At 54.3% G+C, this 17,666-nt stretch carries 20 protein-coding genes; 14 read left to right on the forward strand and 6 right to left on the reverse strand.

What is annotated here, in order from left to right; translation table 11 throughout:
* Positions 1-2: 2 nt before the first annotated feature.
* Positions 3-1,208 (forward strand): glycosyltransferase family 9 protein, encoded by a 1,206-nt coding sequence (locus tag ACFQW4_RS03265; protein WP_377723764.1) that lies wholly within the window; start codon positions 3-5, stop codon positions 1,206-1,208.
* 108 nt (positions 1,209-1,316) lie between these two features.
* On the opposite strand, the gene ACFQW4_RS03270 is transcribed toward ACFQW4_RS03265, so the two are convergent.
* A complete protein-coding gene (locus ACFQW4_RS03270; protein WP_225608259.1) occupies positions 1,317-1,571 on the reverse strand; it encodes a tautomerase family protein in 255 nt (84 codons plus the stop codon).
* A gap of 98 nt (positions 1,572-1,669) precedes the next feature.
* Here ACFQW4_RS03270 and ACFQW4_RS03275 point away from each other — a divergent pair, with 98 nt between their 5' ends.
* From ACFQW4_RS03275 to ACFQW4_RS03290, 4 genes are read left to right on the forward strand one after another with little or no spacing between them, the layout of a single operon-like run.
* Positions 1,670-3,196 (forward strand): ABC transporter substrate-binding protein, encoded by a 1,527-nt coding sequence (locus tag ACFQW4_RS03275; RefSeq protein ID WP_377723766.1) that lies wholly within the window; start codon positions 1,670-1,672, stop codon positions 3,194-3,196.
* Entirely contained in the window at positions 3,196-4,131 is a 936-nt protein-coding gene (locus tag ACFQW4_RS03280; RefSeq protein ID WP_377724005.1) for an ABC transporter permease, read from the forward strand. Before ACFQW4_RS03275 ends, ACFQW4_RS03280 begins: the two co-directional genes overlap by 1 nt.
* Complete coding sequence (locus ACFQW4_RS03285; RefSeq protein WP_101761154.1) at positions 4,128-4,913, forward strand: ABC transporter permease; 786 nt, start codon at positions 4,128-4,130, stop codon at positions 4,911-4,913. Before ACFQW4_RS03280 ends, ACFQW4_RS03285 begins: the two co-directional genes overlap by 4 nt.
* Positions 4,910-6,313, forward strand: coding sequence for an ABC transporter ATP-binding protein (locus ACFQW4_RS03290; protein ID WP_377723768.1), 1,404 nt, complete (start codon positions 4,910-4,912; stop codon positions 6,311-6,313). Before ACFQW4_RS03285 ends, ACFQW4_RS03290 begins: the two co-directional genes overlap by 4 nt.
* On the opposite strand, the gene ACFQW4_RS03295 is transcribed toward ACFQW4_RS03290, so the two are convergent.
* Positions 6,310-6,831, reverse strand: coding sequence for a GNAT family N-acetyltransferase (locus ACFQW4_RS03295; protein WP_377723769.1), 522 nt, complete (start codon positions 6,829-6,831; stop codon positions 6,310-6,312). The genes ACFQW4_RS03290 and ACFQW4_RS03295 overlap by 4 nt on opposite strands.
* A gap of 140 nt (positions 6,832-6,971) precedes the next feature.
* Positions 6,972-7,520 (reverse strand): helix-turn-helix domain-containing protein, encoded by a 549-nt coding sequence (locus ACFQW4_RS03300; RefSeq protein ID WP_192235427.1) that lies wholly within the window; start codon positions 7,518-7,520, stop codon positions 6,972-6,974.
* Positions 7,521-7,622: 102 nt separating this feature from the next.
* On the opposite strand from ACFQW4_RS03300, the gene ACFQW4_RS03305 reads away from it, so the two are divergent.
* Together ACFQW4_RS03305 and ACFQW4_RS03310 are read left to right on the forward strand one after the other, a co-directional pair.
* A complete protein-coding gene (locus tag ACFQW4_RS03305) occupies positions 7,623-8,297 on the forward strand; it encodes an AzlC family ABC transporter permease (RefSeq protein ID WP_110867038.1) in 675 nt (224 codons plus the stop codon).
* Positions 8,287-8,607 carry an AzlD domain-containing protein gene (locus ACFQW4_RS03310; protein WP_008109204.1) on the forward strand — a complete coding sequence of 107 codons (321 nt, stop codon included), beginning with the start codon at positions 8,287-8,289 and terminating at the stop codon, positions 8,605-8,607. The genes ACFQW4_RS03305 and ACFQW4_RS03310 overlap by 11 nt, the downstream gene beginning before the upstream one ends.
* Here ACFQW4_RS03310 and ACFQW4_RS03315 read toward each other — a convergent pair.
* Positions 8,589-9,131 carry a GNAT family N-acetyltransferase gene (locus tag ACFQW4_RS03315; RefSeq protein WP_101761150.1) on the reverse strand — a complete coding sequence of 181 codons (543 nt, stop codon included), beginning with the start codon at positions 9,129-9,131 and terminating at the stop codon, positions 8,589-8,591. The two genes, ACFQW4_RS03310 and ACFQW4_RS03315, sit on opposite strands and share 19 nt — an antisense overlap.
* Before the next feature lie 93 nt (positions 9,132-9,224).
* On the opposite strand from ACFQW4_RS03315, the gene ACFQW4_RS03320 reads away from it, so the two are divergent.
* Genes ACFQW4_RS03320 through ACFQW4_RS03330 form a run of 3 tightly spaced genes read left to right on the forward strand, consistent with a single transcriptional unit; the run spans position 9,225 to position 11,446 of the window.
* Entirely contained in the window at positions 9,225-9,695 is a 471-nt protein-coding gene (locus tag ACFQW4_RS03320) for a GNAT family N-acetyltransferase (RefSeq protein ID WP_377723773.1), read from the forward strand.
* A 43-nt stretch (positions 9,696-9,738) separates the two neighbouring features.
* Positions 9,739-10,707 (forward strand): magnesium/cobalt transporter CorA, encoded by a 969-nt coding sequence (gene corA / locus ACFQW4_RS03325; protein ID WP_377724007.1) that lies wholly within the window; start codon positions 9,739-9,741, stop codon positions 10,705-10,707.
* A 49-nt stretch (positions 10,708-10,756) separates the two neighbouring features.
* Entirely contained in the window at positions 10,757-11,446 is a 690-nt protein-coding gene (locus ACFQW4_RS03330; protein WP_217547720.1) for a DJ-1/PfpI family protein, read from the forward strand.
* 42 nt (positions 11,447-11,488) lie between these two features.
* Here ACFQW4_RS03330 and ACFQW4_RS03335 read toward each other — a convergent pair whose 3' ends face one another.
* The gene (locus ACFQW4_RS03335; protein ID WP_377723775.1) at positions 11,489-12,220 is read right to left on the reverse strand and encodes an SDR family oxidoreductase; all 732 of its coding nucleotides are present in this window, start codon (positions 12,218-12,220) and stop codon (positions 11,489-11,491) included.
* A gap of 159 nt (positions 12,221-12,379) precedes the next feature.
* On the opposite strand from ACFQW4_RS03335, the gene ACFQW4_RS03340 reads away from it, so the two are divergent.
* Positions 12,380-13,312, forward strand: a complete 933-nt coding sequence (locus ACFQW4_RS03340; RefSeq protein WP_377723777.1) for an AraC family transcriptional regulator N-terminal domain-containing protein — start codon at positions 12,380-12,382, stop codon at positions 13,310-13,312.
* 337 nt (positions 13,313-13,649) lie between these two features.
* Here ACFQW4_RS03340 and ACFQW4_RS03345 read toward each other — a convergent pair whose 3' ends face one another.
* Complete coding sequence (locus tag ACFQW4_RS03345) at positions 13,650-14,354, reverse strand: SDR family oxidoreductase (protein WP_110867237.1); 705 nt, start codon at positions 14,352-14,354, stop codon at positions 13,650-13,652.
* Positions 14,355-14,459: 105 nt separating this feature from the next.
* On the opposite strand from ACFQW4_RS03345, the gene ACFQW4_RS03350 reads away from it, so the two are divergent.
* From ACFQW4_RS03350 to ACFQW4_RS03360, 3 genes are all read left to right on the forward strand, one after another.
* Positions 14,460-15,350, forward strand: coding sequence for a LysR substrate-binding domain-containing protein (locus tag ACFQW4_RS03350; protein ID WP_377723779.1), 891 nt, complete (start codon positions 14,460-14,462; stop codon positions 15,348-15,350).
* Between the two features lie 249 nt (positions 15,351-15,599).
* Entirely contained in the window at positions 15,600-16,790 is a 1,191-nt protein-coding gene (locus ACFQW4_RS03355) for a M20 family metallopeptidase (RefSeq protein WP_377723781.1), read from the forward strand.
* 16 nt (positions 16,791-16,806) lie between these two features.
* Positions 16,807-17,655, forward strand: a complete 849-nt coding sequence (locus tag ACFQW4_RS03360; RefSeq protein ID WP_217547709.1) for a transporter substrate-binding domain-containing protein — start codon at positions 16,807-16,809, stop codon at positions 17,653-17,655.
* Positions 17,656-17,666: the final 11 nt, after the last annotated feature.

Raw genomic sequence — 17,666 nt, forward strand, 5'->3', positions numbered from 1 at the left:
TTATGATACTGACTTTTAAGCGGTCGCGAACCATTTTTGGGCTCTTTATCTTAGAGTTAACAAATAGTACAATACTTAAAATTTCCAGACCCATTAAAGATATGAAATTTATAAAAAAAATTAGAGAATTAAATAGAAAAAGAAATTATTTCAAGAAAAGGTTGAAGTATAAAATTGCTTTGTATAAAGCGACAAAAAAATGGCATCGAGAGCCATCAGTAAAAATTTCACCATCGGAAGTACGTACAGTGCTGATGATTAGAAATGAAGGTAAAATTGGTGATGCAATCGTATCAACCTGCATACTTCGAACAATGCATGAAGCTGGGATAAGTATTGATGTTTTAGCGATAAAAGCAAATGAAATGGTTTTCTCAGATAACCCTTTTATCAGGAAAATTTATTTAACGGAAGAAATGGATTATCAAGATAGGTATAACCATGCGATTCCCGATGACTTAATTAATACATTGAAAGAAAATAACTATGATTTGATGATTGATACGGGTATTTGGGATACAGGGCTATATATGCCGCATATGATACAAGCTATCTCACCCAAAATTTCATTAGGTTTCAATAAAGAAAAGTGGCTTTCGCATTACGACGTAAATATTAGATTCAATCACTATGAACATCATGTAAAAGAAATTTATGCTCGTATTATTAACTACCTTGGCGTCCCAAGTGCTTCGCAGCAAAGGTACGAAGTGTATTATAAGCAATCAATCACAGATGAAGTTAAAGCAATCGATTTTTTTAAAAAAGAGAGTAAAAAAGTTATTATAAATATGTACGCAAGCCACAATGATAGGAATTTAACACCTCAACAAACACAAGAAATAATTAGTGGTGTCTTATCAAAAAATAAAGATGCAGATATTATGGTCCTGGATTATAAAAAAAATTTTATCAATGACTTCTTCCACGGCGCTTACGTTTATCATGTGCCCTCGTTTTATCATGCTATGGCAACGATAAACTTAGCCGATGTGGTCATATCACCTGATACGGCAGTTGTACATGTTGCAGCTATGTATGACAAACCGTTAATTGGTATTTATCGCGATATCTCTGATAACAATAAATTATGGTCGCCAGGTTATAAGAATGGTCATCAAATTTTCACATCAACTTTTGTTGTTGGAGAAGATGCATTATTGGTCGATAATGTTTTAAATGCTATTGACAAATTTGACTTAAATTAGAGCAATCAAGCATAGAGTGAGCATTATAAATTCGCAAATTTTTTAGTTTTGTCTTGCACTCTATGCCTGTTATTTCTGTTCAGATTTAAGCGCTAACTTAGCGCTATTCTAGCGCTCATCAAACGGCACGCCACCTTTCGACTTATGATGTTTTGGCGTTTCGATAATGGAAACCGTCACTGAATTAGCATCGATCTCAAACGAATCTGCCACCGCCGCGGTGACGGCTCTCAACAACTTCTTTTTCTGCTCAATCGTGCGACCTTCTGCCGCATACACAACGATTTCTGGCATCTCTGCTGCTCCATAAAGTAAACGTTCGTTTTCAGCATAGCGCAGCAAAAGCACTGCGCGCAGCGTCAATCACCCGTCTTTGCCAGCAATCTGTGTTGAAATGTGTATTGTTATGTTATAACGTAATTAACTCACATAATATGTAGCGGCTTCAGTCGGAAATCTTAATGAAATCAATGAAAAAATTGCTTATCGCTTCGGCGTTAGGCCTGGCTTCTTACGCCTCAATGGCGGCTGAACATCAGGATAAAACGGTGCGCATTGCGGCACCGTTTGAAATCAAAGGCGCCGATCCCGCACTCTCCGGCGACATTTTGTTGCGAATGGATGTGGTGGAAACGCTGGTGGAAGTGAACGAACGCGCCGAGCCCATTCCGGCGCTGGCGCAAAGCTGGCAGGTATCGGCAGATGGTTTGCAATGGCAATTGAATTTGCGTCCCAACGTGCGCTTCCATGATGGATCGCCATTGGATGCGGCCGCGGTGGTGAAATCACTCAACACCGCGCGCAGCAAAGCGGGTCTGCTGGATAAAACGCCGATCACCGCTATCAGCGGGGAAGGGCAACGCGTCACCATCACCTTGAGCGAACCATTTACGCCGCTGCTTTCGGTATTAGCAGAGAGCCGTTCCCAGATTCTGGCGTTGGCTAGCTGGGATGCGCAGAACAACATCACCCGCATCATCGGCAGCGGCCCGTTTATGCTGACGTCATTCCAGCCACCGCAATCGCTGGCGGTACAACGGTTTGACGATTACTGGGGCGAAAAGCCGGCGATTGCGGCCGCCAGCTATCTCTCTTCCGGACGCGCCGAAACCCGCGCCTTGCTGGCGGAAAGCGGCGACGCGGATTACGTATTCAACCTGGATGCTGCCAGCCGTCAGCGTTTAGCACGCAAGCCAGCGCTGCAGCTGCCCGCCATTCCGGTGCCGCGCACACTGATGCTAAAACTGAATGCGGGCGATCCGCTGTTAGCCGAACAGCCGGTGCGTGCAGCGATCAGCATGGCGATTGACCGTAACGCGCTGGCGATGGCGGTATTGCGTTATCCGGGCGCGGCCACTCAGTTATTCCCGCCGAATATGGGTGAATGGCACAACAACGCACTGCAACCGTTGCAATTCAATCCGCAGCAGGCGGCACAGCAACTGCAGGCGGCGGGTTGGAAAATGGGTGCAGATGGCGTGTTAGCACGTAACGGCCAGCGCTTTAGTGTGACGCTGCTGACCTTCCCCGATCGTCCCGAACTGCCGCTGATGGCGATGGTTATCCAGCAGCAGCTGCGCAAAGTCGGCATTGAAGTGAAGATCAACTCCACCAACGCCAGCGAAATTCCGGCGCAGCATCACAGCAATCGTCTACAACTGGCGCTGTTTTCACGCAACTTTGCACTCACGCCTGATCCCACCGGCACGTTACTGCAGGATTATGCGGAAAAGGGCGGCGACTGGGGCGCGATGAACTGGCATCCGGCCGGTTTTAGCGCGGCGTTGCACACCTTAACGCAATCCACTGACTCGGCAGAACGTGCGCAGGCACGTAACCTGATCACTGCCTCGTTACAGCAAGATCTGCCGGTGATCCCGATTGCCTGGTATCAGCAATCGGCCGCGATTAACAGCAAGCTGAAAAACGTCACGCTCGATCCGTTTGAACGCCACTTTGGTCTGCGTCAGATGCAGTGGGAGCAATGATGTTCAAACTACTTGGCTGGCGCGTAGCGCAGGCGGCTTTTGTGGTGTTGGCGGTGGGACTACTCACCTGGTTTTTGGTGCAGTCCTTGCCCGGCGATATGGCATGGCGTATTGCCAGCGGTCGTTATGGCTACGATCGGGTGGATGCCAGTGCGGTGGCGCGGGTGCAGCAGGAGCTAAGTGACTCGCTGCAGCAGGGCAGCGCGTTGCTGCACTGGCTATTCGATCTGATGCAGTTCAACTTTGGTCGCTCGCTGGTCTCCGGCGAACCGGTGATGGATGAACTGCGCTGGCAGCTGAGTCAAACGCTGGCGCTGGCAGGTTCATCGCTTTTCCTGACGATTCTGTTCACCTTGCCGCTGGGTATTTGGGCGGGATGTCACGCCAATGGCAAGCTCGACCGCGCGTTATTCTGGCTGAGCGCGCTGCTGAAATCGGTGCCGCATTTTGCGCTGGGCATGCTGCTGATTGTCCTGCTGGCGCTGCAACTCGATTGGCTGCCCAGCGCCGGGCATGGCGAGCTGCGTCATTTTCTGTTGCCATCGTTGACGCTAGCATTGTCGTTAACCGCGGTGGGCGTGCGCGTGGTGCGTGAAGCCACGTATCAGGTTGTCAGCTCGGGCTATTACCGCTGGGGCGCGCAAAAAGGATTAGCGCCCGCAACGCTATTGCGTCGTCATGGATTGCGCAACCTCGCATCGCCGGTATTGACCTGGTTCGGCATGCAGTTTGTCTGGCTGGTGGAAGGTGTGGTGGTGGTAGAAACGCTGTTTGCCTGGCCTGGCATTGGTCACGCGCTGGTGCATGCCATCTTCGCCCGCGATGTGCCGGTGATTCAGGCCAGCGCCATGACGCTCGGACTGCTGTTCGTACTGCTGAATATGCTGGTGGATGCGGGTTGTCATCTGCTTGATCCCAGAGGAGCGCGCGCATGACAATTTCATTTTCGCGTCTTATCGGCCTGCTGCTGTTGTGCTTGCTGCTTGGTTTCGCCTTCCTGCTGCCCCTGATTCATCACGGCGATCCGCTGGAACAGGATCTGCTGCAGATGCTGCACGCGCCGAGCGGCGCCAATCTTCTCGGGTTTGATCATCTTGGTCGCGACATGCTGCCGCGCCTCAGTGCCGCGTTGCGCCTTTCGCTGGGTCTCGCGGCGCTCTGTGTGATGAGCGCACTGCTTGCGGGCGTGCTGGCTGGCGTATTCAGCGCACTGTATGGCGGCTGGCTGGATCGTCTGCTCAGCATGCTCGGCGATATGTGTCTGGCGCTGCCGGGATTGCTGCTGGTACTGCTGTTAGCGGCGATTGCGCCGGATTCTCCCGGCATGTTGTGGCTGGGGATTTCGCTGGTGCTGTGGGTGGAGTTCTTCCGCGTCACGCGCGCAACCCTGCGCCCGATTGTGCAGGCACCCGGCATGCAGGCCTCAAAGTTGCTCGGTTTTTCGGCGTTCTACCGTTTCCGCCGACACCTGTGGCCAGCGTTAGCGCCGGTATTAACCACGTTGACTCTGTTCTCGTTCAGCAGCGCCATCATGGCGGTCTCCGCGCTTGGCTTTATCAGCGTCGGCGTACGTCCGCCGACGCCAGAACTGGGTTTGATGATGACCGAACTGCTGCCGTTTGCCTGGGAAGCACCGTGGCTGCTAATGCAGCCGGTAATCGCGCTGTTTCTGCTGTTGATCAGCCTGAATCTGTTAATGAAAGAGGAGCGTAAATGAAAGGATTACAGGTTATCGGCATCAGCGTCACAACCGCCAGCGCTACGCTGGTGGAACCGGTTGATTTCACCCTGCAGCCCGGACAACCGCTGACCTTGCTGGGTGAAACCGGTTCAGGTAAAAGCCTGCTGGCACAAGCGATCATGGGCATTTTGCCTGACGATTTACAGGCCAGCGGCACGCTGAGCATCAACGAACAATGTTTCACTCTGCCACAGGATGCCGAATTGTTGCGTGAATTATGGGGCCGCACATTAGCGTCGCTGCCGCAGGAGCCGTGGCTGTCGCTGGATCCCACCATGTCAGTGCTTCAGCAGATTGCGGAAGGCTATCGTTATGTACGCGGACAGGCGAAATCCACCAGCGCACTGTCGGCCCAGCGCGATTTACAACAGCTTGGTTTACAGGATGCGGCGCCGCGTTTTCCGTGGCAACTCTCCGGCGGGATGGCGCAGCGCGCCGCCTTTGCCGCCGCACGAGCAGGTGGCGCGGAGATACTGATTGCCGATGAACCCACCAAAGGGCTGGATGTGGCGCGTCGTGATGAGGTAGCGGCCTTACTGCGCCGGGAAGTGGCCGACGGCGGCACACTGCTCACCATCACCCACGACATCGCGCTGGCCCGCCAGTTGAGCGGTGAGGTGATCGTGATGCATAAAGGCAAGGTGATCGAGCAGGGCAGGGCGGAACAGGTGTTACATGAACCGCAGCAGCGCTATACGCGTGAATTACTCGCCGCAGATCCCACCGCCTGGCCTGCACGGCAACAAACCGTTATGGGCAGTAAACCGGTGGTGAGCGCTGAGGGCATCCGCTTGCAGCGCGGCGGTAAATCGCTCGGCGTGCCGCAAGACTTCAGGCTGCACGCCGGAGAAATCGTTGGATTACACGGTGCCAGCGGCAGCGGTAAAAGTAGCTTTGGCGATGTGCTGCTCGGCCTGCTAACGCCGCAGCAAGGCAAGGTGACGCGGCATGCGGCGGTCGATGGGCTGAAATACCAGAAGATTTATCAGGATCCGTCTGCGCTGTTTCCGCCGACCCGCACGCTGGCGCAAAGCCTGGACGATGTGTTGCGCCGTCATCGCATCGCCTCCACGCGGCGGGATGCGCTGATGGAGCAATTGGCGCTGACGCCGGAACTGCTGACGCGTCGTCCCGATTCACTGTCGGGCGGCGAGCTGCAGCGCTTCTCGCTGTTACGCGTGATGCTGCTGGATCCGGTATTTCTGTTTGCCGATGAACCCACATCGCGTCTGGATCCGCTGGTGCAGCATCAAACCATCCAGCTCATCACCTCGCTGGCGCGCGAGCAGCAGTGCGCGGTGTTGCTGGTGAGCCACGATCGCGATCTGCTGGAAAAGGGCACGCATCGTATGATTGCGATGGAGGCAGTCGCTTAACGTTCTGGCGGCTGGCTGTCGCCGTGACCGAGTGAACGCTGCATCACTACGGTATCCAGCCAGCGGCCATGTTTGAATCCCACCGATTTCATTACACCGGTGTGCTCAAAACCGAGCGCCTGGTGTAATCCCAGCGATCCGGCATTCGCGCTATCGCCAACAATCGCGATGATTTGGCGAAATCCCGCCGCTTCTGCCAGCGCAATGGCTTTTTGCAATAGTGCGCGACCAATGCCTCTGCCGGTTTGCTGCTGATCGAGGTAAATCGAATCCTCCAGCGTAAAGCGATAGGCATAGCGCGGGCGATACGGCGCCAGATAGCAGTAACCCAACACCTGATCATCCTCCTGCGCCACCAGCCAAAAACCGCCGCGCTGCTGCACATCCTGCACGCGATTCTGCATTTCGCTCGCCGAAGGTGGTTCAGTTTCAAAGGTCGCGGTGCCGTGCAGCACATGCCAGGCGTAGATTTTCTGAATGGCAGCGGCGTGATGAGGTCGGGCGGGAATAATGTCCATATGTTCCTGATTCTTAGCGGCGAAAACCACAGCATGCCACCGCGCCGCACGCGAATCATCGGATTTAATAATAGGAAATTCTGATGGTCACTCTGCAATTCCATAGTGGCGCCATTTATGGCGACCTGACCCACCGACACTCAATTCTGCTCCGACAACTGCACCGCCATGGTATCCGGCTCTAAGGCTTCGAACACATGCGGTTCGTCAGCGGGATAGCAAATGTAGTCGCCGGGATGCAGTTCGACCGGCGCATCGCGCGGCCCAACCAGCGCCCGGCCACGCGCGATAATCACATGCTCCACCGAGCCCGGCGGATGCGGTTTTGAATCGCGCGGCGCGCCCGGTTGGCTGGTGACCAGATAGAGATCGCGGCGTCCGCCGGGCGGGCAGCTTGCAAGCAATGCTGCCTGATAATCCGCCATCTCCGCCGAGACGATCATGCCTTCGCCACGGCGAATTACCTGCAATCGCTTCACTTCCGGCTCCATCAAACGCGCGAAAGGAATGTTCAGCGCCACACACAGCGCCCACAACGTTTCAAGGCTGGGATTGCCATTGCCCGCTTCGAGCTGCGACAGCGTAGATTTGGCGATGCCGGCACGACGCGCCACCTCTGTCAGTGAAAGCCCCGCGCGCTGACGTTCGCGCAGTAATCCGACAGCAATAATATCAATTGGCGTGGTCAAACCCTCTCCTGTTCTTTATATCGAACGATTTGTTCGTCTTGTAAAACGATTCTGGCGCGTTCATTATAACGGCTTTCCTGTTCGATATGAGATCAAATTGTGATGCGTCTGGGTGCAGTACCGCTTGATCGCGGAGTAATAAAGGCCATTTTCCTGGTTTGTCTTGCCGACGGCATTGTCGGGCTCTCTTACGGTTCGCTGGCGGCAGCGGAAGGGTTTCCGCTGTGGGTGCCGATTGCACTATCAACGCTGGTGCTGGCGGGCGCGTCGGAATTCCTGTTTATCGGCATCGTGGCTGGCGGCGGCAGTCCATTAACGGCGGCGGCGGCGGGTTTGCTGGTCAACGCGCGTCATCTGCCGTTTGGCATTGCGGTGAAAGATCTGGTTGGTAAAGGCAGCCGCAGTTTGTTGGGATGCCACATCATGAATGATGAAAGCGTGGTGTTTGGTATTTCCCAGCCAAAACTGGCGCAACGTCGTGCCGCGTACTGGATTTGCGGATTAGGTATTTTCACCATCTGGCCGCTGTCGGTAATTGGCGGTGCGGTGATCGGGCGCTTTATTCCCGACGTATCGGCCATTGGTCTGGATGCGGTGTTCCCAGCGATCCTGATTGCCCTGATATTCCCGGCGCTGCGTCAGCGTCGTACGCTGATCCCCGCTACGCTCGGCACCACGCTGTCTGTGCTGGCGACACCGTTTGTGCCAGCGGGCATGCCGGTGCTGTTTTCACTGCTGGGATTACTGAGCTGGCGGGAGCGTAAAAATGCAAAATAATCTGATCATTGGCGGCATCGCGCTGCTGGCGGTAGGCACTTATGCGATTCGTTTCGCCGGTTATCGTCTGGGCAGCCGCATGCAGATGTCGGATCGCGCACGCAATATGCTATCCGATGCTGCCACCGTTTTGCTGCTGGCGGTGGCCGTTACCACCGCGCTGTTTGAAGGCACGCATTTTGCCGGCGTGGCGCGCATCGCCGGCGTGCTGTTTGCGGTGTTTTTGGCCTGGCGGCGCACACCGCTAATCCTGGTAATTATCGGTGCCGCACTAATGACCGCGTTGCTACGTTACTTCGGCGTGCCCTGATCGCGCCAGGTTTGCGCGCGTAATTCATATACCAAACTGGCGGGCGCGCCCGGGACATCGTGAACCTGGCCGTAACAGCGCAGTCCCGCCTTTTCCAGTACCTGCTGTGATGCTATATGGTCCTGACGCACCGCCGCATCAATAACCGGAAGCTGGCATTCATCGAAGCCATAAGCGATAACCCTTCGTGCAAACTCCGTGGCGAAACCTTTTCCCCACGCCTCTTTCGCCAGACGATAGCCAAGATTGTTTACCGGCTTGCCAGCAAACTCGCGCACCGATAAACCACCAAATCCGATAACCTCATCCGGCTGTTCCCGCAGGCAAATTGCCCAGTTACCAAAGGGAAAGGATTGCCAGTGCGCCAGCCAGCGATTTAACACCTCCTCTGCAAAGGCTAAATCGGGAAACGGACCCGCCGGATTGAACATATTGGTAGCGGGATCGCCATAGATGGCAAACAGGCGCTGAACATCGGTGGGTTCAACCGGACGAAGAAACAAACGTGATGAAGTGAGTTGCATTGTCGTAACCTTTTGTAGCCGGAACCGGCGTTATCTTCCTGATGAGTTTTGTTACTGTGATACTCCACGGATTACTAGCATAGAGGAAAACGTATGAAACCGCGTTTAGCCCGCTGTGATGAAACGGCCACGTTGTGGCGCATCCGCAACCTTGCCATTCGCCACGGTTGCCGGGGCGTTTATCCCGCTGATGTTATCAGTGCATGGACACCCGATGCGTTACCGTCCGGCTATTTCGAGGCGGTCAGAAGCCATCCGTTTTATGTGGTTGAGGATGCTGAATATGGCGTGGCCGCGACCGGATTTCTTGACTTGCACAACGGCAGCGTTGAAGCGATCTTCACGCTGCCCGCCTGCAACGGCAAAGGTTATGCCAGCGCCATCATGCAGGCAATCATCAATGAAGCGCGTCAGCGGGGTTTTGATAAACTGACGCTCGCCGCCACGCCCAATGCGAGCGGCTTTTATCTGCGCCACGGTTTTCGTGTGGTGCGTGAGACGCTTTATCCCTCGGCGCTGGCGCAAGCCAATCTTCCCTGCGTCGAAATGGTACGCGAGCTTTAAGGCTAAAATGAAAAAAAGTGAAAACAACAAGGACGGCGCGAATATGGTCATTAATTGCGTAGCGTATCGCCACGGTAAGCGTGAAGAGCATGTCGACATCGCTGATATTAGTGAAGTATTAAAAGAAGAGAAATCCTTCGTCTGGATGGGTTTGTACCAACCAGAACCGGCTTTTATGCAGACGCTGCAGCAGGAGTTCAGCCTGCACGAACTGGCGATTGAAGATGCGCTGGTGGCGCATCAGCGACCAAAGATTGAGCAGTACGGCGATTCGGTATTTATTGTGGTAAAAACCGCGCACATGGACGATTTGCAGCGCATCACTTTCGGCGAAACCCACTTCTTCCTTGGCAAAAACTTCCTGATCACCGTGCGTCACGGTTCATCGGAAGGTTATGCTGACATCCGCACCAAAGCCGAAAAGAACCACGTATTACTGTGTGAAGGTCCGGGTTATGCGCTCTATTGCATCCTCGATTTCATCGTCGATAACTACAGCAAAATCACCGAATCACTTAACGATCGCATTGGCGGGCTGGAACAGGGCATGTTTACTACGCGTTTTGACAGCGACGCGTTGCAAAACGTTTATCACCTGCGCCGTGAACTGCTGGCGCTACGCAATGCGGCGCTGCCGGTGACGGAAATCTGCCAGCAGCTGGTGCGCTTCCACGAAGATATCATCCCGAAAAATCTGCGCGCCTATCTGCGTGACGTACAGGACCACGCGCATCACGTGATGATTGATGCGGAAGACATGCGCGAAATGCTCACCAGCGCGATGCAGGTGAATCTGGCGCTGGTGTCGGTGCAGCAAAGCGAAGTAAACAAAAAGCTCGCCGGTTGGGGGGCGATCCTGATTGTGCCCACCATCATTTTCAGTATGTACGGCATGAACTTCCCCGATATGCCGGAGTTGCACACGCACTTTGGCTATCCCGCCGTGGTGGGCATTACTGTTGTTATCTGCTGCGTGATGTGGTGGCGGCTGAAAAAGGCCGGTTGGCTTTAACCGCTGAATGCCTGCATTTTTTACAACTTCCTGCGATCTGGAGCGAAAGATGTCCTTTAATATTGGTCTGCTGCTGTTCCCCAACCTCACGCAGCTCGATCTCACCGGTCCGTGGGAAGTGTTTGCCCGCATGCCCAACGCTAACAATTATCTGATTTGGAAAGATCGCCAGCCGGTGATGTCGGATCGCGGTCTGGCGATCGTACCCACCGTGACCTTTACCGATTGCCCGCAACTCGATTTGATCTGCATTCCTGGCGGTCCCGGACAAATTGCGCTGATGGACGATGACGAAACGCTGGATTTTGTCCGTCGTATGGCGGAGAACGCAAAGTGGATAACTTCAGTGTGTACCGGTTCGCTGGTGTTAGGTGCTGCGGGATTGTTGCAGGGATATCGCGCGACGTCGCATTGGGGTTCGCTTGATCAGCTGAGCCTGCTCGGTGCCACGCCGGTAGCCGAACGCGTTGTGCGCGATCGCAACCGCATCACTGGCGCGGGCGTCACCTCGGGTATTGATTTTGCGTTAACCGTAGCGGAAGAGCTGCTTGGACGTGAAATCGCAGAAAATATCCAGCTGCAGATGGAGTACGATCCGGCGCCGCCATTCCATTCAGGTTCACCGCGCAGCGCCTCGCCGCAACGTTTGGCCGAGGCAAAAAGCCAGATGCAGGATTTTATTGCTCGCCGACGTGCGGCGACAGAAAGTGCCGCTGCACGGCTCAAGCGCGAGGAGTGAAAGCTGGCGATTTCAGCCTGAAATCGCCACAGTTGTTACTGCTTAATGTGCGCTGGCAGTAGGGCGCACGGTGATTTCACTGGTATCCACTTCGCCAGGTTGATCGATGGCCCAACTCACCGCGTTGGCAATCGCTGCTGGCTGGAGCGCGATCTGGCGATAGCTTTTCATCGCTTCACGCGCGGTGCTATCGGTGATGCTATCCGCCAGTTCAGATTCGACTACGCCGGGATTGATCACCGTAACCCGCAGATGTTGCGACTCCTGACGCAGGCCATCGGAAATCGCGCGTACGGCGAATTTAGTGGCGCAGTAAACGGCGGCGGTCGGCGAAACGGTTAGCGCGCCAACCGAAGCGATATTAATAATGTGACCAAACTGCTGCGCTTGCATGGTGGGCAGCACCGCCGCAATGCCATACAGCACGCCGCGAACATTGACGTCGAGCATCAAGTCCCATTCATCGACTTTCATTGAACTCATGGGTGACAGCGGCATGACGCCGGCATTGTTGATCATCACATCAATACGGCCATATTTTTCCCGTGCAAAATCGGCCAGCTGCTGGGTATCAGCGCGTTGGGTGACGTCGGTGGCGAGATAATCCACATTCGCGCCGCCAAAACGCAGCTCATCACATAACGTTTGCAGACGATCGGTTCGACGCGCGCCAAGCACCAGTTGATGACCTTGCTGCGCCAGATGACGTGCAATGCCTTCGCCTATGCCGCTGCTGGCACCTGTCAAAATAATCACTTTCTTCGCTGTGTTCATGATGCATTCCTCGTTGAATTGACGAGGCTATTGTTGATAAATCACGCAATGCGCAACAGACCGGATTGTGGCGCATCTTTGCCTGATCCTCTCGCGTGTATTGTGCAAACAGCAGCTTGATGGCTATGCTTTGCCTGAATATCTCAGTGGAAATTATTTATGTCGCAATCCGTGCAACAGCGCACCTGCGCTTTACTCATCCAGCTGGCGCGTCAGGAAGGCTATACCGAATCACTGCTTGATAGCGTGCGCTTTATGCGGGCCGATCGGCAGTGGGCGCGCACGCCGGTACTGTATGAGCCGAGCATCATTATTATTTGCCAGGGATCAAAACGAGCTTTTCTCGCCGACAAGATGTATCGCTATGATGCGCAGCACTATCTGGTGTTGTCAGTGCCGCTGCCGTTTTCTGCCGAGACGGAAGCCACATCAGAAGAGCCGCTGCTGGGCATCGCGATTCGTCTGGATGTTGCCATGGTAGCGAGGTTGGTGGCGCAGCTGGCCAGCAGTGAATCGGCGGTAACCGCTGCGCCGGCGGGCATCATCTCCACACCAATCAATGAAATCCTGGCGCAGAGCACACTGCGTTTATTGGAAGCGTTGAGCGATCCGCTTGAAGCCAAAGTGTTGGGACCCGCGCGGGTCGAAGAGATCTGTTTTCGCGTATTAATGGGCGAGCAGGGTGGCGCGGTGCGTGCAGCGTTAACTTATCAAGGCCATTTTGGTCGTATCGCGCGGGCTTTGCAGCGTATACATGCCGACTGGCGTCAGCCGCTGGATGTACCGCATCTGGCGAATGAAGCCGGGATGAGCGTGCCGCGCTTCCATCTGCATTTCAAAACGGTTACGCAAACCTCGCCGATTCAATATCTAAAATCGCTGCGATTGCATCAGGCGCGTCTGATGATGATCCGCGACAATCTTACCGCCGCAGGTGCCGCAGCGCGCGTCGGCTATGAAAGTGATTCGCAGTTTAATCGTGAGTTCAAAAGGCTGTTTGGTCGCAGTCCGGCAGAAGAGGCGCGGGAGATGAAGCGGGCGTTTGAGTTGTTACCGCCGGAACAGCTGTCCGGCCGATTACAGGCGCATTAGCTTAGCGAATGCTCATGATGGCGACGACCATCAAAATCCAGAATACCGCGCAGCCGGTAAAAATCATTTGCCAAACTACACGGCGTTCAACTGTCAGAAAAGAAGTGAAACGTGAACGTAAAATCGATTGCATAGCGACCTCAAATCAGAATTTAAGAAGAAAGTTCGTTGGCTGAAGTAAGAAATCCCTGTCAGCGAATCAGACTATTCTGTCTTTTATGAGGTAATGAAATCGACGAGACCAGTCTTGTTTTTGGTCTGGAATGTAAACCATAAATAAAAGAAAAGCCGCGCAGGGCGCTGATCCCTGAGCGGCTGAACACTACGCATTTACTCGCTAAACGTTGCGCGTCACGCCACCATCAACACGAATATTCTGAGCGGTAATATAGGCTGCGCCAGGCGAAGCCAGGAAGGCGATGGTCGCCGCCACTTCTTCAGACGTACCGTAACGCTGTAATGGCACACTATCCCGACGTTCATCGGTTTTCGGCAAGCTGTCGATCCAGCCAGGCAGCACATTGTTGATGCGGATGTTATCGGCCGCGTAGGCATCAGCAAAGATTTTGGTGAAGGATGCCAGGCCGGCGCGGAACACCGCTGAGGTCGGGAACATATCGGTTGGCTCAAACGTCCAAGCGGAGGAGATGTTGATAATGCTGCCGCCGCCTTGTTTCTGCATGATTGGCGTGACCAGACGCGTGGCGCGTACCACATTTAAAAAATAGGTTTCCATGCCAAGCTGCCACTGCTCATCGGTTAACGCCAAAATCGGCGCGCGCGGACCATGACCGGCGCTGTTCACCAGCACATCTATTCGGCCCCAGCGCGCCAGCGTTTGATCCACCAGCTTCTGCAGATCCGCTACCGATTGATTAGAACCGGTCACGCCCAAACCGCCCAGACGCTCCGCCAGCGCTTCACCTTTGCCGGAGGAGGAGAGGATTGCCACTTTATAGCCATCGCTTGCCAGTTTCTCAGCCGCTGCTGCTCCCATTCCGCTGCCACCGGCGACGATTATTGCAACTTTTTCTACTGTCATCATTGATCTTCCTGTTAATTAAAAATCGATTAAAACCAGTATAAAAGGTAATTTTGGCAGCAGAGAGTCAGTCTGTTTGCCAATTGACGATAGGAAAACTACAGGATGAGTCAGGGATTCAGCGAACTACCGCCGCTCAATGGGTTGAAAGTGTTTGAAGCGGTGACGCGCCATCTTAACTTTCGCCTGGCAGCGGAAGAGTTAGGCGTCACACAGGGCGCGGTGGCGCAGCAAATTCGTGGTCTGGAAGCCAGCCTTGGACTGAAATTGTTTGATCGATTGCCGCGCACGCTGGCGCTGACCGGCGCGGGTGCGGGCTATGCGGTCAGCATTCGTCAGGCATTTGAATTGATCGATGAAGCCACGCGCACGCTGCGACCAGAACCGAATCGCTTAACGCTGAGCGTTACACCCACCTTTGCCAGCCGCTGGATGCTGCCGCGTTTACCGGGCTTTACCACCGCATGGCCGGATATCGATCTGCGCGTGTTGGCTTCTGAGCGGCTGGTGCAGTTTCATCATGAAGGCGTCGATTTAGCGGTGCGTTATGGCAGGCCACCGTTTGGCGCGGGTCTTGATGCCACTTTGCTGTTTAGCCAAACGGTATTAGCGGTGGTGAGTCCTGCGCTGTTAGCCGAGCTTGGCGATCCGGCAGCAAGCGACAACTTTCAGCGCTACGCCTTGTTGCACGATGGTCACCATCTGTGGCCTGCATTTCTCGCGTTTACCTTCCCGAATTTATCGCTGCATCATCAGCATCACCTGCGTTTCAATCAAACCGCGCTGGCGCTGGAAGCGGCGATCAGCGGGCAGGGCATTGCGCTCACCAGCCCGCATTTCGTGCAGAACGATCTCACCAGCGGACGGTTGGTGCCCGCGTTTACGCAGCAAATGACCCTGGATGCCGGTTGGTATCTGGTGTGGCCGCGCCGTCCGCGCCAGCAGGCGTCGGTGATGGCGGTGCGCGATTGGCTTTTAGCGCAGGTTAGCGGCTGATATTTGTTCAATAACGAAATCAGTAAAACTGATGATCCACGCAGGATCATGAATGTTATAACTGCTTAATGATGCAGACATGGGGTTTTATCCTGTCAAGGCAGTGAATTAGCAAAATATCGCGAAAATTCAGCAAGTAAAGCAACGGATTGCGCGTTGCATTCTGCCGGGGGCTGTGAATAAATACGGAGTCAATTTTAATAAAAATGCCATAAAGGCCAGGTTTACGCCTGAAAAAGATCTTTGCATATGACCGATCATAAAGATGTTTTAGCCAGGGACATCAGCGCCAAAAGTGAAAGCATGCAGGCGCATCTCATCGCCATCCGCCGTGATATACACGCGCATCCGGAGCTGGGTTTCGACACCGTCCGCACCGCCCACATCGTTGAGCAGGAACTGCTGCGCCTGGATCTGACGCCGCAAACCGGCGTTGGCAGAAGTGGCGTGATGGTTGATATTGTCGGCGCGCATCCCGGTAAAACCGTGCTGTTACGCGCGGATATGGATGCGTTGCCAATCCACGAACAAACCGGCTTACCTTTCAGCAGCCAATATCCCGGCAAAATGCACGCCTGCGGCCACGATATTCACACCGCGACGATGCTCGGCGTGGCGGCGATAGTGCCGCACTATCGCGCGCAGCTGCATGGCACGTTACGTTTGATTTTCCAGCCAGCAGAAGAGACGCCCGATAGCGGGGCCGAAGCGATGATCGCTGATGGCGCGGCAGAGGGCGTCGATCTGGCCATCACGCTGCACAACAAACCGGAACTGGCCGCCGGTGAAATCGGCTTAACGCGCGGCGCCAGCACCGCTTCCAGCGATGAGTTTGATGTGGTAGTGCACGGTAAATCAACCCACGCGGCCCGTCCGCACATGGGAACCGATCCGATCATTGCTGCCGTCAATCTGGTGAGCCAGCTGCAAACCATTATTTCGCGCGAACTCGATCCCGCCAATTCAGCGGTGCTGACCATCGGCCATATTCATGGCGGCACCACTCACAACATTATTTCCGATAGCTGCCTGATTCAGGGCACAGTGCGCGCCAAATCACCGGCGGCGCGTGCGCACATTGAAGAGGCGTTCAAACGTATCTGCGAGGGCGTCGCGCTGTCGCTGAATGTGCGCGTTGAGGTCAATTATCAGCGCGGTGTACCGCCGTTGATGAACGACGATGCGTTGATTGATGTGCTGGAACCGATTTTGTCGCATCAGTTTGGTAAAGCGATTATCGCCAAACCGAGCGCCAGCTTTGGTGCCGAAGATTTCTCGCTGTTTACCGAGCGCGCGCCAGGTTGCCAAATCCACATTGGATCCGGTGCACCGGGACGCGACGACCATCTGCATAATTCGGATTACCAACCCGACGAGCGCAGTATCCATGCCGGCACGCAGGCATTAGCCCGTTTAGCCATTGATTTACTCTCAAAATAACGAACTTAGAGGTTTTATGATGATGCGTAATGGACTGTTTACCGCTTCTGTGGGCATGCTGCTGCTTGCCTCTTCCGCTCTGGTGCAGGCAAAAGATTTTGGCACGCTGAAATTCGCCACCGAAGCCGCTTATCCGCCATTTAACCAATCTACGCCGAACGGCAAAATCGTCGGTTATGAGCCGGATATGGTGGCTGAAATCGCTAAACGAGCCGGTTTCAAATACGAAATCGTGGCACAGAAATGGTCCGGTATGATTCCGGGTTTAGTCGACGGCAAATATGACGCGGTAATCGATGCCGTGACCGTCACGCCGAAGCGTGAAGAAGTGGTAGATTTCTCCCGCCAGTACACCGTCAGTGTTTCAGGTTTCGTCACCCTGAAGGGCAGCGCGGTTGATACCTTGCCAGGCAATGGCGAAGTGGTGCTGGCGGATGACGAAGCCGCGATGACCAAATCTATCGATGCGTTGAAAGCCAAATTCAAAGGCAAAACCATTGCGGTGCAGGTTGCCACCATTCAGGCGGACTTCCTCAACAAATATCTGGCGGATGTGGCGACGATTCGCACGTATCAGGCCGGCCCGGAAACCTTCGCCGATCTGCTGAATGGCCGCGTTGATGCGGTAATGGCATCACGCACTAACCTGAATGCCTATGTGAAAAAGCATGCCGATACGGTGAACAGCACCGGTTACGGTTTCTCGGGCGGCGTGTTGGGCCAGGGTTCCGCTATCGCGATTCAGAAAAACAATCCGGAGCTGAAAGCGGCGCTGGATTCGGCGTTAAATTCCATGATCAAAGATGGCACGCTGAAGCAACTGTCTGAAAAATGGTTCGGCGAAAACGTCGCACCTAAAGAGTAATTCCAGGCGCT

The organism is Pantoea sp. GCM10028869, assembly GCF_042666835.1.
In the GTDB taxonomy this organism is placed as follows: domain Bacteria; phylum Pseudomonadota; class Gammaproteobacteria; order Enterobacterales; family Enterobacteriaceae; genus Pantoea; species Pantoea leporis.

Coding starts and splice junctions, on each gene's coding strand:
- ACFQW4_RS03265 (WP_377723764.1), top strand. CDS start 3: ATGATACTGACTTTTAAGCGGTCGCGAACCATTTTTGGGCTCTTTATC.
- ACFQW4_RS03275 (WP_377723766.1), top strand. CDS start 1,670: ATGAAATCAATGAAAAAATTGCTTATCGCTTCGGCGTTAGGCCTGGCT.
- ACFQW4_RS03280 (WP_377724005.1), top strand. CDS start 3,196: ATGTTCAAACTACTTGGCTGGCGCGTAGCGCAGGCGGCTTTTGTGGTG.
- ACFQW4_RS03285 (WP_101761154.1), top strand. CDS start 4,128: ATGACAATTTCATTTTCGCGTCTTATCGGCCTGCTGCTGTTGTGCTTG.
- ACFQW4_RS03290 (WP_377723768.1), top strand. CDS start 4,910: ATGAAAGGATTACAGGTTATCGGCATCAGCGTCACAACCGCCAGCGCT.
- ACFQW4_RS03295 (WP_377723769.1), bottom strand. CDS start 6,831: ATGGACATTATTCCCGCCCGACCTCATCACGCCGCTGCCATTCAGAAA.
- ACFQW4_RS03305 (WP_110867038.1), top strand. CDS start 7,623: ATGCGTCTGGGTGCAGTACCGCTTGATCGCGGAGTAATAAAGGCCATT.
- ACFQW4_RS03310 (WP_008109204.1), top strand. CDS start 8,287: ATGCAAAATAATCTGATCATTGGCGGCATCGCGCTGCTGGCGGTAGGC.
- ACFQW4_RS03315 (WP_101761150.1), bottom strand. CDS start 9,131: ATGCAACTCACTTCATCACGTTTGTTTCTTCGTCCGGTTGAACCCACC.
- ACFQW4_RS03320 (WP_377723773.1), top strand. CDS start 9,225: ATGAAACCGCGTTTAGCCCGCTGTGATGAAACGGCCACGTTGTGGCGC.
- corA (WP_377724007.1), top strand. CDS start 9,739: ATGGTCATTAATTGCGTAGCGTATCGCCACGGTAAGCGTGAAGAGCAT.
- ACFQW4_RS03330 (WP_217547720.1), top strand. CDS start 10,757: ATGTCCTTTAATATTGGTCTGCTGCTGTTCCCCAACCTCACGCAGCTC.
- ACFQW4_RS03335 (WP_377723775.1), bottom strand. CDS start 12,220: ATGAACACAGCGAAGAAAGTGATTATTTTGACAGGTGCCAGCAGCGGC.
- ACFQW4_RS03340 (WP_377723777.1), top strand. CDS start 12,380: ATGTCGCAATCCGTGCAACAGCGCACCTGCGCTTTACTCATCCAGCTG.
- ACFQW4_RS03345 (WP_110867237.1), bottom strand. CDS start 14,354: ATGACAGTAGAAAAAGTTGCAATAATCGTCGCCGGTGGCAGCGGAATG.
- ACFQW4_RS03350 (WP_377723779.1), top strand. CDS start 14,460: ATGAGTCAGGGATTCAGCGAACTACCGCCGCTCAATGGGTTGAAAGTG.
- ACFQW4_RS03355 (WP_377723781.1), top strand. CDS start 15,600: ATGACCGATCATAAAGATGTTTTAGCCAGGGACATCAGCGCCAAAAGT.
- ACFQW4_RS03360 (WP_217547709.1), top strand. CDS start 16,807: ATGATGATGCGTAATGGACTGTTTACCGCTTCTGTGGGCATGCTGCTG.